Here is a 19760-nt window from a genome sequence, read left to right as displayed (position 1 = left end):
GCATGAACCCGGCCGAGCGGGCGCGCGCGGCGAACCGGACGGCCCCGACCCGTGCACAACGGGCCGGGGCCGCCCGACGTCAGTGCCCGGTGAGCGCCAGCACCCGTCGCGCGGCGGGCCGCTCCAGCAGATCGGCGAACGTGGTCCGCCCCTGCACCACCTTGCGGAACACCCGCCATCCCTGCGGCAGCGTGGTCACCGCGTGGTGCAACATCCCGGGATGCCGCTCGAAGACGCCGAGCAGGAGCCGTCCGGCGCGCATCTCACGACCCAGCACGGCGTCGATGTCCGCGTGGTAGTCGGCACCGATCTTGTCCACCTCGGCGTCGCCGGCCACTGCGGCCATCAGCGCGGCCCGCTCCCCCGCCAGCCGGCCGGAGCGCAGCGCGTACGAGATGCCCTCGCGCGTCCACGGTTCCAGCAGCCCGGCGGCGTCCCCGGCGACCAGCACCCGCCCGCGCGAAAGCGGCGCGCTCTCCTTGCGACAGCGGGTCAGGTGGCCCGACTCGACGGCGGGCCGGAACCCGGCCAGGCCGAGCCGACCGACGAAGTCGCGCAGGTAGGCGCGGGTGGCCTCGCCCTCGCCCCGGGCGCAGATCACGCCCACGGTCAACGTGTCCCCCTTGGGGAAGACCCACCCGTACGAGCCCGGCAGCGGGCCCCAGTCGAGCAGGATCCGGCCGCGCCAGTGCGCGGCGACCTCCGGCGGCACCGGGATCTCCGCCTCCAGGCCCAGATCGACCTGCTCGAAGGTGACCCCGACGTAGGCCGAGCTGCGCCCGGCACTGCCGTCCGCACCGACCACCGCGTGCGCGCGCAGCACCTCGCCGCCGGCCAGGGTCAGCGTCACCCGGCCGTCCCGCTCGGCGATCCGGGAGACCGCGACGCCCTCGCGCAGGACCGCGCCCTCGGCCACCGCCGCGCGGGTCAGCGCCTCGTCGAAGCGGGCCCGGTCGACCAGGCCGATCAGCGTGGTCCGGGCCGAGCGCACCCGCCGGCGGCGCCCGCGCAGGGTGAACTCGACCTCGTGCACCAGGTCCTCGACCGGCGGCTCGAACCCGGGCGGGAGGGAGTTCTTGGAGGGGCCGATGATGCCGCCGCCGCAGGTCTTGTAGCGCGGCAGTTCGGCCCGGTCCAGGATCAGCGTCCGTCGGCCCGCGCGGGCCGCGGCCAGCGCCGCCGACGCCCCGGCGGGACCCGCTCCGATCACCACGACATCCCAGCTCACAGGCTCGGCACCGGGGTCGGTGCTGGGGTCGGCGGGCAGTTCGACGGCGGGCACGGAGACGGCCTCGGGGGAGCTGCTAGTCATGGATATCGACCCTAGTGCGTCCGTCCGGGCGGCTCTCGACGGGAGGTCGGCCGACGGCCTGCGCGTCTGCCCGGATCACCCCCGAACGCGAACTATGCTCCGCCGGTGTCCCACGACAGCGCGCCCTTCCTGATCGTCTTGACCCTGGCATTCGTCGCGCCGCTGACCGCGGACCTGCTCGGCCGGTGGGTCCCGGTGCCCACGGTCGTGCTGGAACTGTTGTTCGGAGTCGTGGCCGGGCCGTCGGTGCTGGACTGGGTGCGGGAGACGACCGTGTTGACCTTCACGGCCAACTTCGGGCTCGCGTTCCTGATGTTCCTGGCCGGCTTCGAGATCGACCCGGCCCGGCTCAGCGGCCGACCGCTGCGGCGGGCCACGTGGGGCTGGGCACTGTCCCTGGTGGTCGGCCTGCTGCTCGGCCTGTTGCTGGTGCGGTCGGACTCGGCCACCACGAGCCTGGTGATCGGACTCGCGCTGACCACCACCGCGCTGGGCACGCTGCTGCCGATCCTGCGCGACGCGGGCGCGCTGCCCACCCGGTTCGGCGCACAGGTGATGGCGATCGGCACGCTCGGCGAGTTCGGCCCGATCGTGGCCGTCTCGCTGCTCCTGAGCGGGCGCAGCGCGGGTGCCTCGGCGGTCGCGCTGGTGTGCTTCGCGGCGTTGACGGTGGTCGCGTTCGCGTTCGCGCGCCGTCCGCTGCCCGGCCCACTTGACCGGGTGGTCCGGGCGACGCTGCACTCCAGCGGTCAACTCGCCATCCGGCTGTCGGTGCTCGTGCTCGCGCTGTTGGTCTGGGCCGCGGACGAACTCGGCCTGGACGCCCTGCTCGGCGCGTTCGCGGCCGGTCTGGTCATCCGGCTGCTGCTGTCGGACATGCCCGCGGCATCGCGCGAGACGGTCGCGGGCAAGCTGGACGCGATCGGCTTCGGGTTGTTCGTCCCGGTCTTCTTCGTGGTCAGCGGCGTGCGCTTCGAAGGCCGCGCGCTGTTCGCCGACTTCGGCACGATCGCCATGCTGCCGATGTTCCTGGCGCTGCTCCTGGTGGCGCGCGGCCTGCCGACGTACCTGATGGAGCGCGGCTCACCGTCGGCCGTACGCCTGGGCCTGGCCCTGTTCGCCTCGGCCGGCCTGCCGCTGATCGTGGTCATCACCGGCATCGGTGTGGAGGAGGGCCGACTGCGCGCGGGCACCGCCGCGGCGATGGTCGGTGCCGGGATGATCTCCGTGCTGGTGTTCCCGCTGCTCGGGATGCGCGCCTACCGCGGCGCCGTCGCCGCCGACCCGACCCTCGCCGAGCGCTGACCCCGCGGCCCACCGACCGGCCGGCCACCGGCCCGCGGCACCTCGGCCGCCGACCGCCGGGTCACAGGCCGATGATGTTCCCCCACGCCTTCTCCCAGCGCCGTTCCTCGTCCTCGGTGGTCTCCCGCATGCCGTGCAGCTTCGCGGTCATCTCGGCGTCCGGGAAGATCAGCGGGTTGCTCGCCGACTCGCGCATCTCCGGGTCCGAGGACTCGGCCAGCACCTGCTGCGCGGCCGGCACCGGACACACGTACGCCACGTAGTTCGCCAGCTCGGCCGCGACCTCCGGGTCGTAGTAGAAGTCCATCAGCTTCTCGGCGTTGGTCTTGTGCGCGGCCTTGTTCGGCACCATCAGGTTCTCCGACCACAGCTCGGCGCCCTCCTCGGGCACCACGAACTCGATGTCGGGGTTGTCCAGCTTGAGCTGGCCGACGTCGCCGGAGTACGCCTGACAGGCCAGGATGTCGCCGCCGGCCAGGCCCGAGGTGTAGTCGTTGCCGGTGAAGCTGCGGATGTGGTCCTTGTCCACCAGCTTCTGCATGCGCTCCATCACCTTGTCCACATCCGCGTCGGTGAAGGTCCTGATGTCCGTGCCCTCACCCAGCATCAGCAGCGCGACGGCCTCCATGAAGCCCGCGAACACGGTGACCCGGCCCTTGAGTTCGGGGCGCCACAGGTCGTTGACCGAGCGGATCTCGCGGTCCACCAGCTTCTTGTTGTACGCGATGCCGGTCATCCCGCTCTGCCACGGCACGGTGTACTCGCGCTTGGGGTCGTAGCCCGGGCTGCGCAGCGATTCGGCGAGGTGGGCGTCCACCTGCGGCAGGTTGGCCTTGTTCAGCTTCTGCACCCAGCCGAGCCGGACGAAGCGGGTGCACATCCAGTCCGAGATGACGATCGCGTCGCGCCCCGGCTCCTTGCCCGCCTGGATGGCCGGGTGGATCTTGCCGAAGAACTCGTCGTTGTCGTTGATCTCCTCCGAGTAGCGGACCTTGATCCCGGTCTTCTCGGTGAAGGCGTCGAGCGTGGGGTGCTTCTGCTCGTCGTTCTCGTCGATGTCGATGTACAGGGCCCAGTTGGAGAAGCGCACCACCTTCTCCTGCTCCGACCGGTCCCGGCCGGCGCGCTTGCTCTCCTGGACGTACGCGGACGGCACGCCGCACGCGGCCAGGGTGCCGACGGCCGCGGCCGCGCCGGCGCCGCGCAGGAACATCCGCCGGTCCACCCGGTGACCGGCGATCCGCAGCGGGGACTGGGCGCGAGTGCGGGCGCGGGTCATCGGCGACTCCTTGGCGAATGCGGGGGGGTGGGACCTGCTCCGTGGGCGGGGGACCGCGCTGTGCGTACAGATGGCCCACCGCATCGTGGCGGTGACCCGCCCCCGACGGCAACACGCACCCTGTCAACCCTCGCGAAGCGGAGTTGACAGGGTGCGTGTCGGATGTCGCCGGTGCCGCTCGCGCGGCGGGCCGGATCAGGCGTCGTAGTTGGTCATCACGTGCTTGATCCGGGTGTAGTCCTCGAAGCCGTAGCCGGAGAGGTCCTTGCCGTAGCCGGAGTGCTTGAAGCCGCCGTGCGGCATCTCGGCGACCAGCGGGATGTGCGTGTTGATCCACACGCAGCCGAAGTCGAGCCGCTTCGCCATCCGCATCGCCCGGCTGTGGTCCTTGGTCCACACCGAGGACGCGAGCGCGTACTGCACGCCGTTGGCGTTGTTCAGCGCCTCGGCCTCGTCCTCGAACGACTGGACCGTGATGACCGGGCCGAAGACCTCGTTCTGGATGATCTCGTCGTCCTGCTTCAGCCCGGAGACCACGGTCGGGGCGTAGAAGAAGCCCTTGTCGCCGACCCGGTGCCCGCCGGCCTCGACCTTCGCGTGCCCGGGGAGGCGGTCGATGAAGCCGCTGACCTGCCCGAGCTGGTTGACGTTGTTGACCGGGCCGAAGTCCGCGTCGTCCTGCGGACCGGTGGAGGTGGCGTTCGCGGCGGCGGCCAGCGCGGCGGTGAACTCCTCGCGGATCGAGGAGTGCACGAGCACCCGGGTCGCGGCGGTGCAGTCCTGGCCGGCGTTGAAGAAGCCCGCGCCGGCGATGCCCTCGGCCGCGGCGGCGATGTCGGCGTCCTCGAAGACCACGACGGGCGCCTTGCCGCCGAGTTCGAGGTGTACCCGCTTGAGGTCCCTGGACGCGCTCTCGGCGACCGCCATGCCGGCCCGTACCGAGCCGGTGATCGAGGCCATCGCCGGGGTCTTGTGCTCGACCATCAGTCGACCGGTGTCGCGGTCGCCGCAGATCACGTTGAACACGCCGGCGGGCAGGATCTCGCCGATGATCTCGGCGAGCAGCACGGTGGAGGCGGGCGTGGTGTCGGACGGCTTGAGCACCACGGTGTTGCCCGCGGCCAGGGCCGGCGCGAACTTCCACACGGCCATCATCATCGGGTAGTTCCACGGCGCCACCTGGGCGCAGACACCGACCGGCTCACGCCGCACCATGGAGGTGTGCCCCGCCATGTACTCGCCGGCCGACTTGCCCTCGAGCATGCGCGCGGCGCCCGCGAAGAAGCGGATCTGGTCCACCATCGGCGGGATTTCCTCGGACGCGGTGAGCGCGCGGGGCTTGCCGGTGTTGCGACACTCGGCGTCGATCAGCTCGTCCGCGCGCTTCTCGACCGCGTCGGCGATCTTGAGCAGCGCGAGCTGCCGCTCGGCGGGCGTGGTTTCGCTCCAGGTCTCGAACGCCGTGGCCGCCGCGCGCATCGCGGCGTCGACGTCCCGCTCCCGGGAGAGCGGGGACGTCGCGTAGACCTCGCCCGTGGCGGGGTCGACGATGTCGAGCGTGCCGCCGTCCGCGGCGTCGGTGAACGTGCCGTCGATGTAGTTGCGCAGAGTACGCAGGTCGCTCATGTCCCAAGTCTCCTTCGAAAACGGGGCGGCGCCGGCAGGACGGCGAGGGGGTCGATCCCGACCTGGGCCGCGATCCCAGCCTAACCGGATTGCTGTCGGTATCCGCATCCCCATCCCACACCAACAACTGAATCAGTTGTCTCATTGATCAAAGTCAACGGATTCCCTTGCGAAAGGCCCATCTGATGAGGCAGAGTGACTACGTGGCCGGTCGAGACAGAAACCCGAACGCTCCGGCCGACGCCGTGTCGAAGGCGATCATCGAGCAGCTCCAGGAGGACGGACGCCGCTCGTATGCCGCGATCGGCAAGGCGGTCGGTCTCTCGGAGGCCGCGGTACGTCAACGCGTACAGCGCCTGCTCGACCAAGGCGTGATGCAGATCGTCGCCGTGACGGATCCGCTGACCGTCGGCTTCCATCGCCAGGCCATGGTCGGGGTTCGCGTCGAAGGGGACATCGAACCCGTAGCGGACATACTGGCCACGATGAAGGAAGTGGACTACGTCGTCATCACGGCTGGTTCGTTCGACCTCATCGTGGAACTCGTATGCGAGAACGACGACCACCTGCTCGACATCATCAACAAGAGGATTCGAGCGATTCCGGGCGTACGGAGCACCGAGAGCTTCGTCTACCTGAAGCTTCGGAAGCAGACCTACCAGTGGGGTACTCGATGACACAGCAGTACGACAACGCGGCACTCTCCAAGAGCGCCTACGACCACCTGTGGATGCACTTCACCCGCATGTCGTCGTACGAGAACGCTCCCGTGCCGACCATCGTGCGCGGTGAAGGCAGCTACATCTGGGACACCAACGGGCGCAAGTACATCGACGGCCTCGCCGGCCTGTTCGTCGTACAGGCCGGTCACGGCCGCACCGAGCTGGCCGAGGTGGCCCGCAAGCAGGCCGAGCAGCTCGCCTTCTTCCCGGTGTGGAGCTACGCCCACCCCAAGGCGATCGAACTCGCCGAGCGCCTGGCGCACCACGCCCCGGGCGACCTGAACAAGGTCTTCTTCACCACCGGTGGCGGCGAGGCCGTCGAGTCCGCGTGGAAGCTGGCCAAGCACTACTTCAAGCTGACCGGCAAGCCGACCAAGCACAAGGTCATCTCGCGGGCCATCGCCTACCACGGCACCCCGCAGGGCGCGCTGTCGATCACCGGTCTGCCGGACTACAAGGCGCCGTACGAGCCGCTGGTGCCGAGCACCTTCCGGGTGCCGAACACCAACCAGTACCGCAAGCCGGAGTTCCTGGCCGACTCCTCGCCCGAGGGCTTCGGCCGCTGGGCCGCCGACCAGATCGAGGTGGCGATCCTCAACGAGGGCCCCGACACCGTCGCCGCGGTCTTCCTGGAGCCGGTGCAGAACGCCGGCGGCTGCTTCCCGCCGCCGCCCGGGTACTTCCAGCGCGTGCGCGAGATCTGCGACCAGTACGACGTGCTGCTCGTCTCGGACGAGGTCATCTGCGCGTTCGGCCGACTCGGCACGATGTTCGCGTGCGACAAGTTCGACTACGTCCCCGACATCATCACCTGCGCCAAGGGCATGACCTCGGGCTACTCGCCGATCGGCGCGATGATCGTCTCGGATCGCCTCGCCGAGCCGTTCTACAACGGCAGCGACAACGTCTTCATGCACGGCTACACGTTCGGCGGGCACCCGGTGTCCTCCGCCGTGGCGCTGGCCAACCTCGACATCTTCGAGCGCGAGGGCCTCAACCAGCACGTGCTGGACAACGAGTCCAAGTTCCTGGCCACCCTGCAGAAGCTCCAGGACCTGCCGATCGTCGGCGACGTGCGCGGCAACGGGTACTTCTACGGCATCGAGATGGTCAAGGACAAGGCCACCAAGGAGACGTTCAACGAGGACGAGGCCGAGCGCCTGCTCCGCGGCTTCCTGTCCACCGCGCTCTACGACAACGGCCTGTACTGCCGCGCCGACGACCGCGGCGACCCGGTCATCCAGCTCTCCCCGCCGCTGACCGCGGACCAGGGTGTGTTCGACGAGATCGAGCAGATCCTGCGCGGAGTGCTCACCGAGGCCTGGACCAAGCTGTAGATCGAGCAGTAGACCCCGGCTATTCGACGAACCCTCAGTGAGTCTGCCGCCGTCGCGCACACGCCAGTGCGCGCCGGCGGCAGACTCATATCCGAAACGAAATCCGCCGAAGAGCCGAGAAATACCGACAACCACGACATCGACCCGCCCGCGCCCCGACCCGCGCCGCGCTCGGATCACCGAAGAGGCCCGATGAGCCACCCCACTCCCGACTCCACCCTCGGCTCCACTGCCCGCACTCGCGTACGCCGGCTGCCCGACCACGCCGTCCGGGAGCGAACCGCGCTGCACGCCGTGCTCGACGCCGGCCTGGTCGGCCACCTGGCGATCACCGGCGAGGACGGTCAGCCGTTCGTGCTCCCGGTCGCCTACGCCCGCGACGGCGAGCGGGTGCTGATCCACGGCTCGACCGGCAGCCGGCTCTTCCGCGGCCTGGCTGCGGGCGCCCCGACCTGCCTGACCGTGACCCTGCTCGACGGCCTGGTGCTGGCCCGCTCGGCATTCGAGTCGTCCATGCACTACCGCAGCGCGATGGTGCTCGGCTCGTGCGTCGTGCTGCCCGAGGACGAGAAGGTCGCCGCGCTGGACCTGCTCACCGACCGGCTGCTGCCCGGCCGCCGCGAAGAACTGCGCCCGCACCGGGTCAAGGAGTTGGCCGCGACCCTGGTACTCGCGCTATCCCTGGACGAGGCCTCGGTGAAGATCTCGGCCGGACCGCCGGACGACGACGACGAGGATCTGGACGCCCCGATCTGGGCCGGCGTGGTGCCGATCGGCGAACACTTCGGCGAACCGGTGCCCGCCCCGGACCTGCGCTTCGACCTGCCCGCGCCGGACTACCTGAGGAAGTGGCGCCGATGACCGCCGACTACCGCGAACTGTCGCTGTGGTTCGACACCCTCGACGAGGAGATCACCCCGCGTCCCGCGCTCACGGGCGACCTGGACGTGGACGTGGCGATCGTCGGCGCCGGCTACACCGGCCTGTGGACCGCCTACTACCTGGCCAAGGCGGACCCGACGCTGCGCATCGTGGTCCTGGAGCGGGAGATCGCCGGCTTCGGCGCCTCCGGCCGCAACGGCGGCTGGTGCTCGGCGCTGTTCCCCGCCTCGCTCGCGAAGGTGGCCCGGAGCAGCACCCGCGAGCGGGCCATCGCCCAGCAGCGGGCGATGAACGCGACCGTGGACGAAGTCGGCCGGGTGGTCGCCGAGGAGGGCATCGACTGCGACTTCGCCAAGGGCGGCACCGTCGTGCTGGCCCGCACCCCGGTGCAACTGGCCCGGGCCCGCGACCTGGTCGCGGACGAACACGCGTGGGGCTTCGACGACACGGACGCCCGGCTGCTGGACGCCGCCGAGGCGCGCGCGATGGTCGGCGCCACCGACGTGCTCGGCGGCACCTACACCCCGCACTGCGCGGTGATCCACCCCGCCAAACTGGCCCGCGGCCTGGCCGCCGCGGTGGACCGGCTGGGCGTGGGCATCCACGAGCACACCCCGGTCACCGCGATCGAGGACGGCGCGGCGATCACCCCGCACGGCCGGGTCCGCGCCGACGTCGTGGTCCGGGCCACCGAGGGCTACACGCCCGAGTTGGCCGGCTTCCACCGCGACCTGGCTCCCGTGTACTCGCTGATGGTCGCCACCGAGCCGCTGCCCGAGTCGTTCTGGGCCGAGGTGGGCCTGGCCCACCGGGAGAGCTTCAGCGACATGCGGCACCTGATCATCTACGGGCAGCGCACCGCCGACGACCGGCTCGCCTTCGGCGGGCGCGGCGCCCCGTACCACTTCGGCTCCAGGGTGCGGCCCGAGTTCGACCGCGACGACAAGGTCTTCGCCGAACTGCGTCGGGTGATCGCCCAGCTCTTCCCCGCGGCGGCCGACGCGCGGATCACCCACTCGTGGGGCGGACCGCTCGGCGTGGCCCGCGACTGGTACGCGAGCTGCGGCCTGGACCGCGCCCGCGGCCTCGCCTGGGCCGGCGGCTACGTCGGCGACGGCGTGGGCACCGCGAACCTCGCGGGCCGCACCCTCGCCGACCTGATCCGCGACGAGTACACCGATCTCACCCGACTGCCCTGGGTCCGGCACCGCTCGCCCAGATGGGAGCCCGAACCCTTCCGCTGGATCGGCACCAACGTCGGCCTGCGGGTGATGGCCGGCGCGGACGCCGAGGAGCGACGCACCGGGAAGGAATCCCGGCTCGCGCACGCGTTCGGCCGGTTCCTGGGCCACTGACTCGCCCCGGGGGCGGGGACCGACCGGGCTACCGCCCCCGGATGACGCGGCGCCAGGCCTCCAGGTGCTCCGCCGCCGCACCCGCCTTGAGCAGGAAGTCCGCCGCCGAGCCGTGCCGCTCGGCGAGCACCCGCAGGAACGTGTCGATGGACGCCCGGGCCGCGCCGCGCATCGCCGGCGCGACCGGGTGCGCCGGATCGATCCGGGGCTGCCGGGGCAGCCGGTCGATCCGCTCGAACATCTCCACCAGGTGCGTCTCGGTCTCGGTGTAGTCCGCGATGATCGCCTCCCGCTCCACCCCCGCGACCGACAACAGCAGCGCGACCAGGATCCCGGTCCGGTCCTTGCCCGCCGTACAGTGCACCAGCGCCGGCACCCCGCCGTCGCCGGCCAGGATCTCCAGCGAGCGCACGTAGGACTCGCCGCCGCGCTCGGCCATCCGCATGTAGAGCAGGCCCGCGCCGTACTCGTCCACGTTCCCCAGGTCGATGTCGTCGTCCAGCCCCAGGCCCTGGGTCTGCCCGGCCGAGACGTCGCCGACCGCGGCCCGGTCCGCGGCCAGCGCCGAGCGCCGGCCCAGCAGCGGCAGCCGGTGCCGGATCACCCCCGGCCACTGCGCCGGCGGCAGGCCCTCGCCGTCCGAGCGCAGGTCCAGCACGTGCCGTACGCCGTAGGTGTGGGTGAGCCGGTCGACTCCCTCGGGGGTCAGCAGATCCGGGGTCTCACACCGCATCAGTACGCCCGTTCGAGTGACTCCCCCGTCGATCAGCGGTAGGTCGCCGATGTCGCGGGCATTGAGCAGATCTGGAAGATCGAGTCGGCGGTTCATGTGCACCCCGTTCGGAACGCGTTCGATAGACCTGTTCGCCTCATCATGGTGCGCGCGAACTCCCGCCGCCGGCAGGGTTCCCCGAGTGAGGGGTTTCTCGCCCCTGCCGCAACCCGGCGCCACGACACTCGTTGGAGGAAACGGGTGGCAACGAACGTTTCTCTGCGGGAGGTGTGCCATGTCCCTGTCGTCCCGCGCGGCGAGACCCCATGACCGGCGCGTCGTCCCCAGGACCGCGAGCTCCCCGCCCGACAACGACGTGCTGCGCTGTCGCGGACTGACCCTCACCCAGGGTCCGGTCACCCTGTTGCGGGACGTCTCCGCGGCGGTGCGCGCCGACGAGACGTTCGCCATCACCGGGCCCGGCTGCGCCGGCAAGTCGGCGCTGCTCGCGTGCCTGTCCGGCGTGGTCGCCCCCGATTCCGGCGAGATCTGGTTCAACAGCGGCCCGATGCACGTGCTCGACGAGAAGGGCCGGACCGCGCTGCGCCGTCGGTACTTCGGGCTGGTGGACGGGCGCACCCGGCTGCTCCCGGAGCTGACCGTCGCGGAGAACGTCGCGCTGCCGCTGCTGCTGGACCGGATCCGCCGGGCCGAGGCGTTCGCCGTCGCCCGGCACTGGATGGAGCGGCTGGACGTGACCGAGCACGCCGAATCCCGGCCGGCCGGTCTGGGCAGCGCGCTGTTGCGCCGCGCGGCGGTGGCCCGCGCGCTGGTCACCCGGCCGGCCGTGGTGTTCGCCGACGAACCGGCGCACGGCCTGCTCGGCACCGAGCTCGACCACCTGATGCGCATTTTGGTCTCCGCCGTGCGCTCGCACGGGATCACCCTGGTGCTGGCCACCGCCGACCCGCGGGTCTCGGCGCACGCGGACCACTGTCTGGCCCTGCGCGACGGTCGCCCGGACCCGCGCGCGGACGGGTGGTAGAGCGATGTCCGGGGCCGACCCGAGCCCACTGCGCGAAGCGTTGCGCGACGCGTCCCGGGTCGACGCCGCGCGCGTGCTGGCCGGCGCCGCGGTGGCGGGTACGGCCACCATCGTCCTGCTGAGCCTGCTGGCGTGGGCGCGACCGGCCGGGCGTCCCGGGCCCGCGCTGATCGGTCCGGTGCTCGCCGCGGTGCCGGTGCTGGCCGCGGTGGCGGTGCTGACCGCGGTCGCCAACCGGCTGGCCGAGCTGTACCGGATCGACCGGGCCGGCCGCGCGCTGCCGGTGCGGATGGCGGCCGATCGCGGTCGGGGCCTGGTCGCGACCGAGGCGGCCACCACCGCCCTGGCCGGCGCGATCGCCGGGGTGCAGGCACACCTGGTGTCGCGCTCGGTGTTGGGTTCGGCGCCACCCGGGATCCGCCATCTGCTCGCGATCGGCGCCACCGTGCCCTGGACGGCCTCGGTCACGCTGCTCGTCGCGGTACCCGCGATCGCGGCCCTCGCCGCCGCGTGCGCGACGCGCGGACCCTCGACCCGGTCGTTGCCGCTCGTTCCGCCCTATGTCGGGCCGCTGCTGGTGCTGGCCGGGCTGCTCGGGCAGTACCTGATCGCCGACCCGGGTCGGCCGGAGCGGTTGTCGCACGGCACGTTGCCGGCCGCCGTGCTCGGCTACGGCGCGGTGCTGGTGGGCGCGGCACTCACCATGCCGTGGTTGGTGACCTGGCTCGGAGCGGGCTGGGCCGCCCGGGCCGGACGGGTGTGGACGTTGTGCGCGGCCCGTCGGATCGAGGCGAGCGCGCGCGGCCTGGCACTGCCCCTGGGGCTGACCACGATCGCCTTGGCGGTGGTCACCACCAGCCGACTCGCGGGCGACCACACCCCGGTGCGGATGGCCGACGCCCCGCTGTTCCTGACCGTCGCGGCGGTGTCGCTGTGCGCCGCCGCGATGTTGTTCACCGTGGTCGTGGAATACGGCTCCGCGCGCCGGGAGACCTCGCGCACGCTGCATTCGATCGGCGCCGGCACACCGGTCGATCGCCGTGCGGCACTGGTCGCCCTCACGGTGCCGGTGCTGGTGTGTGTATTGACCTCGGTCGCGGTCGGCGCGCTGACCGCGTGGCCCGCACAGGGTGACGCCAACCCGTTCCCGACGGTGTCCACGCGCACCGCGGCCCTGGGCACCGCGTGGGCGGTCGGCCTGCTGGTGACCGCGCTGATCGCGGCGGCGGTGGTGATCGTGCGGGGCGAACGGCCGAGGCGGCGGGCCTGAGAGCCCGACCCCGACACGCCCGTTCCCGGGCCCGGGCCGAAACACCGGAAAACCGCTCCGGACATGGGAAAACACTTCGAGCCCGGCGCGGCGTCCCCTTCCGCGACGGGCTCGAAGTGCTTATCGTCTCGGGGGCCACGCGACCCCGAGCCGTGCGCCGGATCGTGTCCCTTCGACCGGCGGCTTGGGCGTGCCGCCGTCGGATCATTCGAACGGGGGGATCAAAGGATCCGACGGCTTGGCACTGAGATCAGTCTGCCCTGGAGCGCCTAAGGATCCGATAAGGATTCGTTACCCGTTCTATATCGCCGCGCCGCGCACCCGTGACCTGCCCCGGATGTCCGAATATCGACCGAAGCCGGCCCGGCGTCCGCAGGAAGGGGGGTGCCTTCGGACCTAGGCCCTGTCCGGCGGATCTTGACGGATCGGGCCGCGTCGTGAACGCAGCGAGGAGCCCGAAGGGCGGATGCCGTGCATCGGCGTGCCGGAGAAGCAGCCGCATAGGGGTTCCATTCGGCTGCTTCTCCGGTGCTGCGAGGCGCGGTGCCAGGCGGCGCGGACCCACCAGGATCCGCCGGACAGGGCCTAGACCTCGGCGGCCGCGAGCTGGCCGCAGGCGCCGTCGATGTCGCGACCGCGGGTGTCCCGGACGGTGACCGGCACGCCGTGCTTGGTCAGCAGGCGAACGAACTCCTCCTGGCGTTCGGCCGTCGACGCGGTCCACTTCGACCCCGGCGTGGGGTTGAGCGGGATCAGGTTGACGTGTGCGTTGTGGTTCTTGAGCCGGCGCCCGAGCAGGTCGGCCCGCCAGCCGTGGTCGTTGATGTCCTTGATCAGCGCGTACTCGATGGACACCCGTCGACCGGTGACGCCCTCGTAGTGCCACGCGGCGTCCAGCACCTCGCGCACGTCCCAGCGCGTGTTGACCGGCACGAGGGTGTTGCGCAGGTCGTCGTCCGGCGCGTGCAGGGACAGCGCGAGGGTGACCGGGACGCGCTCGTCGGCGAGCTTGTACATCGCCGGGACCAGGCCGACCGTCGACATGGTCACCGAGCGGGCGGAGACGCCCAGCCCGTCGGGGCTCGGGTCGGTCAGTCGGCGGACCGCGCCGACCACGGCCTTGTAGTTGGCGAGCGGCTCGCCCATGCCCATGAAGACGATGTTGCTGACCCGGCCCGGGCCACCGGGCACCTCGCCGCGGGCGAGCGCCCGCGCGCCCGCGAGCACCTGCTCGACGATCTCGCCGGTGGACAGGTTGCGGGTCAGACCGGCCTGGCCGGTGGCGCAGAACGGGCAGTTCATCCCGCAGCCCGCCTGCGAGGACACGCACATGGTGACCCGGTCGGGGTAGCGCATCAGGACGGCCTCGACGAGCGTGCCGTCGAAGAGCTTCCACAGCGACTTGCGGGTCGCGCCGTCGTCGCACGAGATGTCCCGCACGGAGGTCATCAGCTCGGGCAACAGCGCCTCGGCGAGCTTGGCCCGCGACGCGGCGGGCATGTCGGTCCACTGCTCGGGGTCGTCCGAGAGGTGGCCGAAGTAGTGCTTGGACAATTGAGCCGCGCGAAACGGCTTCTCCCCCAACTCGGCGACGGCCTCGCGGCGCTCGGTGGGGGTGAGGTCGGCAAGGTGGCGCGGCGGCTTCGAACGACGCGGCGGCGCGGTGAAGGTGAGTTCTCCTGGTTTGGGCATGGCTCGTCCAGTGTCGCAGGTGTACGGGCGGGGCCGGTTCGGCCCCGCTCTCGTGCACACGCGGCCTGTCCGGTTTCTTGCCGGATCAGGTCCGGGTCATACGAATACGGCGAGCAGCAGCCACACCACGGGAGCCGCGGCGAGCAGCGAGTCGAGTCGGTCCATCACGCCACCGTGACCGGGCAACAGGTTGCCCATGTCCTTGACCTTCAGGTCCCGCTTGATCATCGATTCGGCCAGGTCCCCGAGCGCGGACACCGCGGCGGCGGCGACGCCCACCACGGCGCCCTGCCACCACGCGCCGTCGAGCATGGTCGTCACGCAGACCGCACCCGCGACGGCGGCCAGGAACACCCCGCCGGCGAAGCCTTCCCAGCTCTTCCCGGGACTGATCCTGGGCGCCATCTTGTGCGGGCCGCCGGAGGTCACGCCGGCCGCGTAGGCGCCGGTGTCCGCGCAGACCACCAGGATGATGAAGGTCAACACCCGCTGCGCGCCGTCGTCGTCGCCGAGCATCAGGACCGCGAACCCGGCCAGGAACGGCAGGTAGAAGACGGTGAACACGCCGGCGGTCATGTCCCGGAGGAAGTCCTCTGGCCCCTCGGTCATCCGCCAGATCATCACCGCCACGGCGGTCAACGCGGTGGCGATCGCGAGCCCCTCCGCACCGCGCGCGTAGCCGGCGACGAGCATCGCCGCCGAGCCGACCGCGAGCGGTACCACCGGGATCCGGATGCCGCGTCCGACGGTGGCGCCCTGCGCGGTCCGACCGGACGCGTCGGCGACCGCCTCGGCACGACCGAACGCGCCCGCCAGTTCCCACAGTCCGACCAGCACCGCAAGCAGCACGACGCCGACGAACAGCACCGGCAGGGTGAGCAGCGAGGCGATGATGATCCCGCCCAGCCCGGCACCGACTCCGATCGCCTGCGGCAGGTTCCGGCCGGCCTTGCCTACGGGTTTCGCGGGTGGCTCCTCGGTCACCGCGAGCCCCTCACGCCCGGGGTCGATCCGAGCCGCGTCCGTCCGGGCGGGCTCGTCCCGAAACGCGGAACCCGAGTGCGGCTCCGGTTCGTCGCCCGGGTCGTGACCCGCGATCGGTGACAGCACCTGCGTGTGGTCATCCTGTGTCTGTACCCCGACGCCGGCGGGAAAGTGCTGCTGCGCCCGAGTGGCGCCATCCCCGTAACCACCGGACCGGGCCGCGTCGTAGTGGGCCGCGTCCTGACCCGTCGGGGCGTCCGGGACCTGCTCCGGCCACGCGCCGTACGACCCGTACGGGTCGTGGCCGGGCGGCAGATCGGGGTGCGCTCCCGCAGGCGGATCGGCCGGCGGCGTACCGCCCCAGGTCGAGTCGTTCATCAGACTTCGAGCAGCTCGGCTTCCTTGTGCTTCAGCAACTCGTCGATCTGCGCGACGTACTTGTGGGTCGTGTCGTCGAGTTCCTTCTCGGCGCGACGCACCTCGTCCTCGCCGCTCTCGCCGTCCTTGACCAGCTTGTCGAGCGTTTCCTTCGCCTTGCGGCGGATCGCCCGCAACGAGATCTTCGCGTCCTCGCCCTTGCCCCGCGCCAGCTTGATGAACTCCTTGCGGCGTTCCTCGGTGAGCTGCGGGAAGACGACGCGGATGAGCTTGCCGTCGTCGGTCGGGTTGACCCCGAGGTCGGAGTCCCGGATCGCCTTGACGATCGCGTTGGTCGAACCGCGGTCGAACGGGGTCACGATGACCATGCGCGGCTCGGGCGTGGTGAACGACGCGAGCTGGTTCACCGGCGTGGGCGAGCCGTAGTAGTCCACGAGGATCTTGTTGAACATCGCCGGAGTGGCCCGGCCCGTGCGGATCGCCGCGAAGTCGTCCTTGGCGACCACGACGGCCTTCTCCATCTTTTCCTCGGCTTCGAGGAGAATCTCGTCGATCATGTCGGCTCCTGTCCCGGTCCTGTCGCCGTCGATCAGCCGTCGGTACGGCTGACCAGGGTGCCGATCTTCTCACCCCGCACGGCGCGGGCGATGTTGCCCTCGACGAGCAGGTTGAAGACGACGATCGGCAGTTCGTTGTCCATGCACAGGCTGATCGCGGTGGCGTCCGCGACCTTGAGCCCGCGGGCGAGCACCTCGGCGTGGTCCAGGTGATCGAACATGACCGCGTCCGGGTTGGCCTTCGGGTCGCAGTCGTACACGCCGTCGACACCCTTGGCCATGAGCAGCGCGACCGCGTCGATCTCCAACGCGCGTTGGGCGGCCGTGGTGTCGGTGGAGAAGTAGGGCATGCCCATGCCCGCGCCGAAGATGACCACGCGACCCTTCTCCAGGTGTCGCACCGCCCGGCGCGGGATGTACGGCTCGGCGACCTGGCCCATCGTGATGGCGGTCTGCACGCGGGTGTCGATGCCCTGCTTCTCCAGGAAGTCCTGCAGCGCCAGGCAGTTCATCACGGTGCCGAGCATGCCCATGTAGTCCGAGCGCGCGCGGTCCATGCCGCGGATCTGCAATTCGGCGCCGCGGAAGAAGTTGCCACCGCCGATGACGATGGCGACCTCGGTGCCCCGGCGGACCACGTCGGCGATCTGGAGCGCGATGGTCTGCACGGTGTCGGGATCGACGCCCAGGGCGCCACCGCCCGCGAACGCCTCGCCGGAGAGCTTGAGCAGCACCCGGCGGGCGTAGGGGTTCGGCTCGTCGCCCTCGGCGGACGACGAGGAGGCCGCCTTCGTTTCGGTTTCCTGCACGGTTCCCTCCACGCCTTGCGGCCTCCTCGCCATACTGCTTCCACTTGCGTTCATGCCTACTGCATGCCCCGAATCGGGGCGGTGGTGCGAGGGGCGGATCAGACGCCGACGCGGAAGCGGGTGAACCGCTTGACCTTGACGCCGGCCTCGTCCAGGACCTTGCCCACGGACTTCTTGCTGTCCTTGGCGAACGCCTGGTCGAGCAGCACGTTCTCCTTGAAGAAGCCGGTCACCCGGCCCTCGACGATCTTGGCGAGGGCGGCCTCGGGCTTGCCCTCCTCGCGCGCGGTGGCCTCGGCCACGCGGCGCTCGTTCTCGACCGTCTCGGCCGGCACGTCCTCGCGGTTCAGCACCGTCGGCGAGAACGCGGCGATGTGCTGCGCGACGTCCTTGGCGACCTCGGCGTTGGCGCCGTCCAGCTCGATCAGCACGCCGATCTGCGCGGGCAGGTCGGGGCTGGTCTTGTGCAGGTAGGCCGCGACGAAGCCGTCGGCGTACTGCGCGAAGCGGTCGAGCACGATCTTCTCGCCGAGCGTGACGTTGGCGTCGTCGACGTACTGCTGGACGGTCTTGCCGGCCTCGATCTCGCTCGCGAGCAGCGCGGCGATGTCGGCGGGCGAGCTCTTGGCGACGTGCGCGGCGATCGCCTCGGCGGCCTCGATGAACTTCGGGCTCTTGGCCACGAAGTCGGTCTCGCACTTGAGCTCGACCAGGACGCCGGACGCGTTGCCGTCGAGCAGCGCGACGACGGCACCGTTGGAGGCCGAGCGGCCCTCGCGCTTGGTGACGCCCTTCTGGCCCTTGACGCGAAGGATCTCGACAGCCTTGTCGACGTCACCTTCGGCCTCTTCGAGGGCCTTCTTGCAGTCCATCATGCCTGCGGCGGTGAGCTCACGGAGCTTCTTCACGTCCGCGGCGGAGAAGTTCGCCATGTCCTGATTCTCTCGTCTCTCGGGTCAGCGGCCCGGTTGCGCCGAGCGACTGCGGGTGAGGTTGTCGCCCCACCCGATGAAGGTCAAGGGGCTGTGCGGGTATTCCGACACATACGGGGACGTACCCAGGTACGCACGCACCGTGATCGGGGCCCGGCACAGGGCGAGGGGTACGCCGGCTGGGCCGTCGTACCCCTCGATCCAGGGTCAGACCTGCGGGTCGGCCTCGGTGGCCGGCGCCTCGGCGGCCGGAGCGGCCTCGGTGGACTCGGTGGCCTCGGCCTCGACATCGGCCTCGGTGACCGAGCCGGACTCGACGATCTCCTCGGCGGCGGGGGCGGCTTCGGCCGGAGCGGCCTCTTCCTTCTTGCCGGCCTCGAGCAGCTCGCGCTCCCAGTCGGCGAGGGGCTCGCCGGCGGTGGCCTTGGTGTCGGCGGCGGCGCCACCGGCACGCGACATGAGACCGTCGGCGACGGCGTCGGCGATCACGCGGGTGAGCAGCGTGACCGAGCGGATCGCGTCGTCGTTGCCCGGGATCTTGTAGTCGACCTCGTCGGGGTCACAGTTGGTGTCGAGGATCGCGACGACCGGGATGTGCAGCTTCCGGGCCTCGCCGACGCCGATGTGCTCCTTCTTGGTGTCCACGATCCACACGGCCGAAGGCACGCGCTGCATGTCGCGGATACCGCCGAGGGTCTTCGCCAGCTTGTCCTTCTCGCGCTTGAGGACGAGCAGTTCCTTCTTCGTCATGCCCGAGCCGGCCACGTCGTCGAAGTCGAGCTGCTCGAGCTCCTTCAGGCGCTGGAGGCGCTTGTAGACGGTCGAGAAGTTGGTCAGCATGCCGCCGAGCCAGCGCTGGTTGACGTAGGGCATACCCACGCGCGTCGCCTGCTCGGCGATCGCTTCCTGCGCCTGCTTCTTGGTGCCGACGAAGAGGATCGTGCCACCGTGGGCGACGGTCTCCTTGACGAACTCGTAGGCGCGGTCGATGTACGACAGCGACTGGAGCAGGTCGATGATGTAGATGCCGTTGCGCTCCGTGAAGATGAAGCGCTTCATCTTCGGGTTCCAGCGGCGGGTCTGGTGACCGAAGTGGACGCCGCTTTCCAGCAGCTCCCGCATCGTGACGACGGCCATGGCCGTACGCTCCTTGGGCTCTCGTCCCGGCGATCGTGCCCGGGACTCTCGGTTGTGCCGTGGCGACGGGTCGCCGCCACGCCTGACGCCCGCGACACCACGCCGAGGTCCTTGCGGATTCCCGGACCGAGAGGTGTCCCCATCGAGTCCCGCTCGGTGGCGTCTCGCCATGCGGGACGTCGGCGGCTCGAAGGTGGGCGCGCGAAGTCGACCCGGAAGGCCGGGCCGCTCCGGGAAGTGTACGGGAACCGCGCGCGGCCGAGCGACTCGCCTTCCGGCCACCCTTTTCCGACGCCTCGTCAGTCTGTATGCGGCCTTTTCGAGCCGTATCGGTCTTCGACGATCGCCGTCCGGTTATGCACAGAAGAAGTTGTCTACACGCAGTGAGCCGCTGTTTGTCCACAGTGCGCGTCGCGTCGGCCGGGG

The 19760-nt window shown here is 70.9% G+C and carries 17 protein-coding genes; 7 read left to right on the top strand and 10 right to left on the bottom strand.

Annotated features, from left to right (window positions below; translation table 11 throughout):
* Nucleotides 1–79: 79 nt before the first annotated feature.
* Nucleotides 80–1312, bottom strand: a complete 1233-nt coding sequence (locus ACIBSV_RS12600) for a geranylgeranyl reductase family protein (protein WP_395862079.1) — start codon at nucleotides 1310–1312, stop codon at nucleotides 80–82.
* Nucleotides 1313–1417: 105 nt separating this feature from the next.
* On the opposite strand from ACIBSV_RS12600, the gene ACIBSV_RS12595 reads away from it, so the two are divergent.
* On the top strand, nucleotides 1418–2617 hold the full coding sequence (locus ACIBSV_RS12595) for a cation:proton antiporter (protein ID WP_395862077.1): 1200 nt from the start codon (nucleotides 1418–1420) through the stop codon (nucleotides 2615–2617).
* 61 nt (nucleotides 2618–2678) lie between these two features.
* On the opposite strand, the gene ACIBSV_RS12590 is transcribed toward ACIBSV_RS12595, so the two are convergent.
* Together ACIBSV_RS12590 and ACIBSV_RS12585 are read right to left on the bottom strand one after the other, a co-directional pair.
* On the bottom strand, nucleotides 2679–3896 hold the full coding sequence (locus ACIBSV_RS12590; RefSeq protein ID WP_395862075.1) for a spermidine/putrescine ABC transporter substrate-binding protein: 1218 nt from the start codon (nucleotides 3894–3896) through the stop codon (nucleotides 2679–2681).
* 195 nt (nucleotides 3897–4091) lie between these two features.
* Entirely contained in the window at nucleotides 4092–5522 is a 1431-nt protein-coding gene (locus ACIBSV_RS12585; RefSeq protein ID WP_395862073.1) for a gamma-aminobutyraldehyde dehydrogenase, read from the bottom strand.
* Nucleotides 5523–5707: 185 nt separating this feature from the next.
* On the opposite strand from ACIBSV_RS12585, the gene ACIBSV_RS12580 reads away from it, so the two are divergent.
* From ACIBSV_RS12580 to ACIBSV_RS12565, 4 genes are all read left to right on the top strand, one after another.
* Nucleotides 5708–6199, top strand: a complete 492-nt coding sequence (locus ACIBSV_RS12580) for an Lrp/AsnC family transcriptional regulator (protein WP_395862071.1) — start codon at nucleotides 5708–5710, stop codon at nucleotides 6197–6199.
* Nucleotides 6196–7581 (top strand): aspartate aminotransferase family protein, encoded by a 1386-nt coding sequence (locus ACIBSV_RS12575; RefSeq protein ID WP_395862069.1) that lies wholly within the window; start codon nucleotides 6196–6198, stop codon nucleotides 7579–7581. Before ACIBSV_RS12580 ends, ACIBSV_RS12575 begins: the two co-directional genes overlap by 4 nt.
* Before the next feature lie 192 nt (nucleotides 7582–7773).
* Complete coding sequence (locus ACIBSV_RS12570; protein WP_395862067.1) at nucleotides 7774–8442, top strand: pyridoxamine 5'-phosphate oxidase family protein; 669 nt, start codon at nucleotides 7774–7776, stop codon at nucleotides 8440–8442.
* On the top strand, nucleotides 8439–9818 hold the full coding sequence (locus ACIBSV_RS12565; protein ID WP_395862065.1) for an NAD(P)/FAD-dependent oxidoreductase: 1380 nt from the start codon (nucleotides 8439–8441) through the stop codon (nucleotides 9816–9818). Before ACIBSV_RS12570 ends, ACIBSV_RS12565 begins: the two co-directional genes overlap by 4 nt.
* 28 nt (nucleotides 9819–9846) lie before the next feature.
* On the opposite strand, the gene ACIBSV_RS12560 is transcribed toward ACIBSV_RS12565, so the two are convergent.
* Entirely contained in the window at nucleotides 9847–10647 is an 801-nt protein-coding gene (locus tag ACIBSV_RS12560) for a tyrosine-protein phosphatase (RefSeq protein ID WP_395862063.1), read from the bottom strand.
* Between the two features lie 178 nt (nucleotides 10648–10825).
* On the opposite strand from ACIBSV_RS12560, the gene ACIBSV_RS12555 reads away from it, so the two are divergent.
* Nucleotides 10826–11575, top strand: coding sequence for an ABC transporter ATP-binding protein (locus ACIBSV_RS12555; protein ID WP_395862061.1), 750 nt, complete (start codon nucleotides 10826–10828; stop codon nucleotides 11573–11575).
* Nucleotides 11576–11579: 4 nt separating this feature from the next.
* Nucleotides 11580–12845 (top strand): hypothetical protein, encoded by a 1266-nt coding sequence (locus tag ACIBSV_RS12550; RefSeq protein ID WP_395862059.1) that lies wholly within the window; start codon nucleotides 11580–11582, stop codon nucleotides 12843–12845.
* A gap of 585 nt (nucleotides 12846–13430) precedes the next feature.
* Here the strand turns inward: ACIBSV_RS12550 and rlmN are convergent.
* The 6 genes from rlmN to rpsB form a co-directional block, all read right to left on the bottom strand.
* Nucleotides 13431–14537, bottom strand: a complete 1107-nt coding sequence (gene rlmN, locus ACIBSV_RS12545; protein WP_395862057.1) for a 23S rRNA (adenine(2503)-C(2))-methyltransferase RlmN — start codon at nucleotides 14535–14537, stop codon at nucleotides 13431–13433.
* A 96-nt stretch (nucleotides 14538–14633) separates the two neighbouring features.
* A complete protein-coding gene (locus tag ACIBSV_RS12540; protein WP_395862055.1) occupies nucleotides 14634–15899 on the bottom strand; it encodes a phosphatidate cytidylyltransferase in 1266 nt (421 codons plus the stop codon).
* Nucleotides 15899–16456 (bottom strand): ribosome recycling factor, encoded by a 558-nt coding sequence (frr, locus tag ACIBSV_RS12535; RefSeq protein WP_360304662.1) that lies wholly within the window; start codon nucleotides 16454–16456, stop codon nucleotides 15899–15901. The genes ACIBSV_RS12540 and frr overlap by 1 nt, the downstream gene beginning before the upstream one ends.
* A gap of 32 nt (nucleotides 16457–16488) precedes the next feature.
* Nucleotides 16489–17298: a UMP kinase gene (pyrH, locus tag ACIBSV_RS12530; RefSeq protein ID WP_395862053.1), complete on the bottom strand. Its 810-nt coding sequence runs from the start codon at nucleotides 17296–17298 to the stop codon at nucleotides 16489–16491.
* A gap of 65 nt (nucleotides 17299–17363) precedes the next feature.
* A complete protein-coding gene (gene tsf, locus ACIBSV_RS12525) occupies nucleotides 17364–18197 on the bottom strand; it encodes a translation elongation factor Ts (protein ID WP_395862051.1) in 834 nt (277 codons plus the stop codon).
* A 207-nt stretch (nucleotides 18198–18404) separates the two neighbouring features.
* Nucleotides 18405–19334: a 30S ribosomal protein S2 gene (rpsB, locus tag ACIBSV_RS12520; protein ID WP_395862049.1), complete on the bottom strand. Its 930-nt coding sequence runs from the start codon at nucleotides 19332–19334 to the stop codon at nucleotides 18405–18407.
* Nucleotides 19335–19760 lie beyond the last annotated feature (426 nt).

Origin of the sequence: Embleya sp. NPDC050154, assembly GCF_044460165.1 — a bacterium.
Classification (GTDB): Bacteria; Actinomycetota; Actinomycetes; order Streptomycetales; family Streptomycetaceae; genus Embleya.
The sequence above is the reverse complement of the archived record's forward strand: the minus strand, read 5'-3'. Positions and strand labels throughout refer to the sequence as shown.

What these genes read in the sequence shown, in the direction of transcription:
- ACIBSV_RS12600 (WP_395862079.1), bottom strand. Translation starts at nt 1,312, where the DNA reads ATGACTAGCAGCTCCCCCGAGGCCGTCTCCGTGCCCGCCGTCGAACTG.
- ACIBSV_RS12590 (WP_395862075.1), bottom strand. Translation starts at nt 3,896, where the DNA reads ATGACCCGCGCCCGCACTCGCGCCCAGTCCCCGCTGCGGATCGCCGGT.
- ACIBSV_RS12585 (WP_395862073.1), bottom strand. Translation starts at nt 5,522, where the DNA reads ATGAGCGACCTGCGTACTCTGCGCAACTACATCGACGGCACGTTCACC.
- ACIBSV_RS12580 (WP_395862071.1), top strand. Translation starts at nt 5,708, where the DNA reads ATGAGGCAGAGTGACTACGTGGCCGGTCGAGACAGAAACCCGAACGCT.
- ACIBSV_RS12575 (WP_395862069.1), top strand. Translation starts at nt 6,196, where the DNA reads ATGACACAGCAGTACGACAACGCGGCACTCTCCAAGAGCGCCTACGAC.
- ACIBSV_RS12570 (WP_395862067.1), top strand. Translation starts at nt 7,774, where the DNA reads ATGAGCCACCCCACTCCCGACTCCACCCTCGGCTCCACTGCCCGCACT.
- ACIBSV_RS12565 (WP_395862065.1), top strand. Translation starts at nt 8,439, where the DNA reads ATGACCGCCGACTACCGCGAACTGTCGCTGTGGTTCGACACCCTCGAC.
- ACIBSV_RS12560 (WP_395862063.1), bottom strand. Translation starts at nt 10,647, where the DNA reads ATGAACCGCCGACTCGATCTTCCAGATCTGCTCAATGCCCGCGACATC.
- ACIBSV_RS12555 (WP_395862061.1), top strand. Translation starts at nt 10,826, where the DNA reads ATGTCCCTGTCGTCCCGCGCGGCGAGACCCCATGACCGGCGCGTCGTC.
- ACIBSV_RS12550 (WP_395862059.1), top strand. Translation starts at nt 11,580, where the DNA reads ATGTCCGGGGCCGACCCGAGCCCACTGCGCGAAGCGTTGCGCGACGCG.
- rlmN (WP_395862057.1), bottom strand. Translation starts at nt 14,537, where the DNA reads ATGCCCAAACCAGGAGAACTCACCTTCACCGCGCCGCCGCGTCGTTCG.
- ACIBSV_RS12540 (WP_395862055.1), bottom strand. Translation starts at nt 15,899, where the DNA reads ATGAACGACTCGACCTGGGGCGGTACGCCGCCGGCCGATCCGCCTGCG.
- frr (WP_360304662.1), bottom strand. Translation starts at nt 16,456, where the DNA reads ATGATCGACGAGATTCTCCTCGAAGCCGAGGAAAAGATGGAGAAGGCC.
- pyrH (WP_395862053.1), bottom strand. Translation starts at nt 17,298, where the DNA reads ATGGCGAGGAGGCCGCAAGGCGTGGAGGGAACCGTGCAGGAAACCGAA.
- tsf (WP_395862051.1), bottom strand. Translation starts at nt 18,197, where the DNA reads ATGGCGAACTTCTCCGCCGCGGACGTGAAGAAGCTCCGTGAGCTCACC.
- rpsB (WP_395862049.1), bottom strand. Translation starts at nt 19,334, where the DNA reads ATGGCCGTCGTCACGATGCGGGAGCTGCTGGAAAGCGGCGTCCACTTC.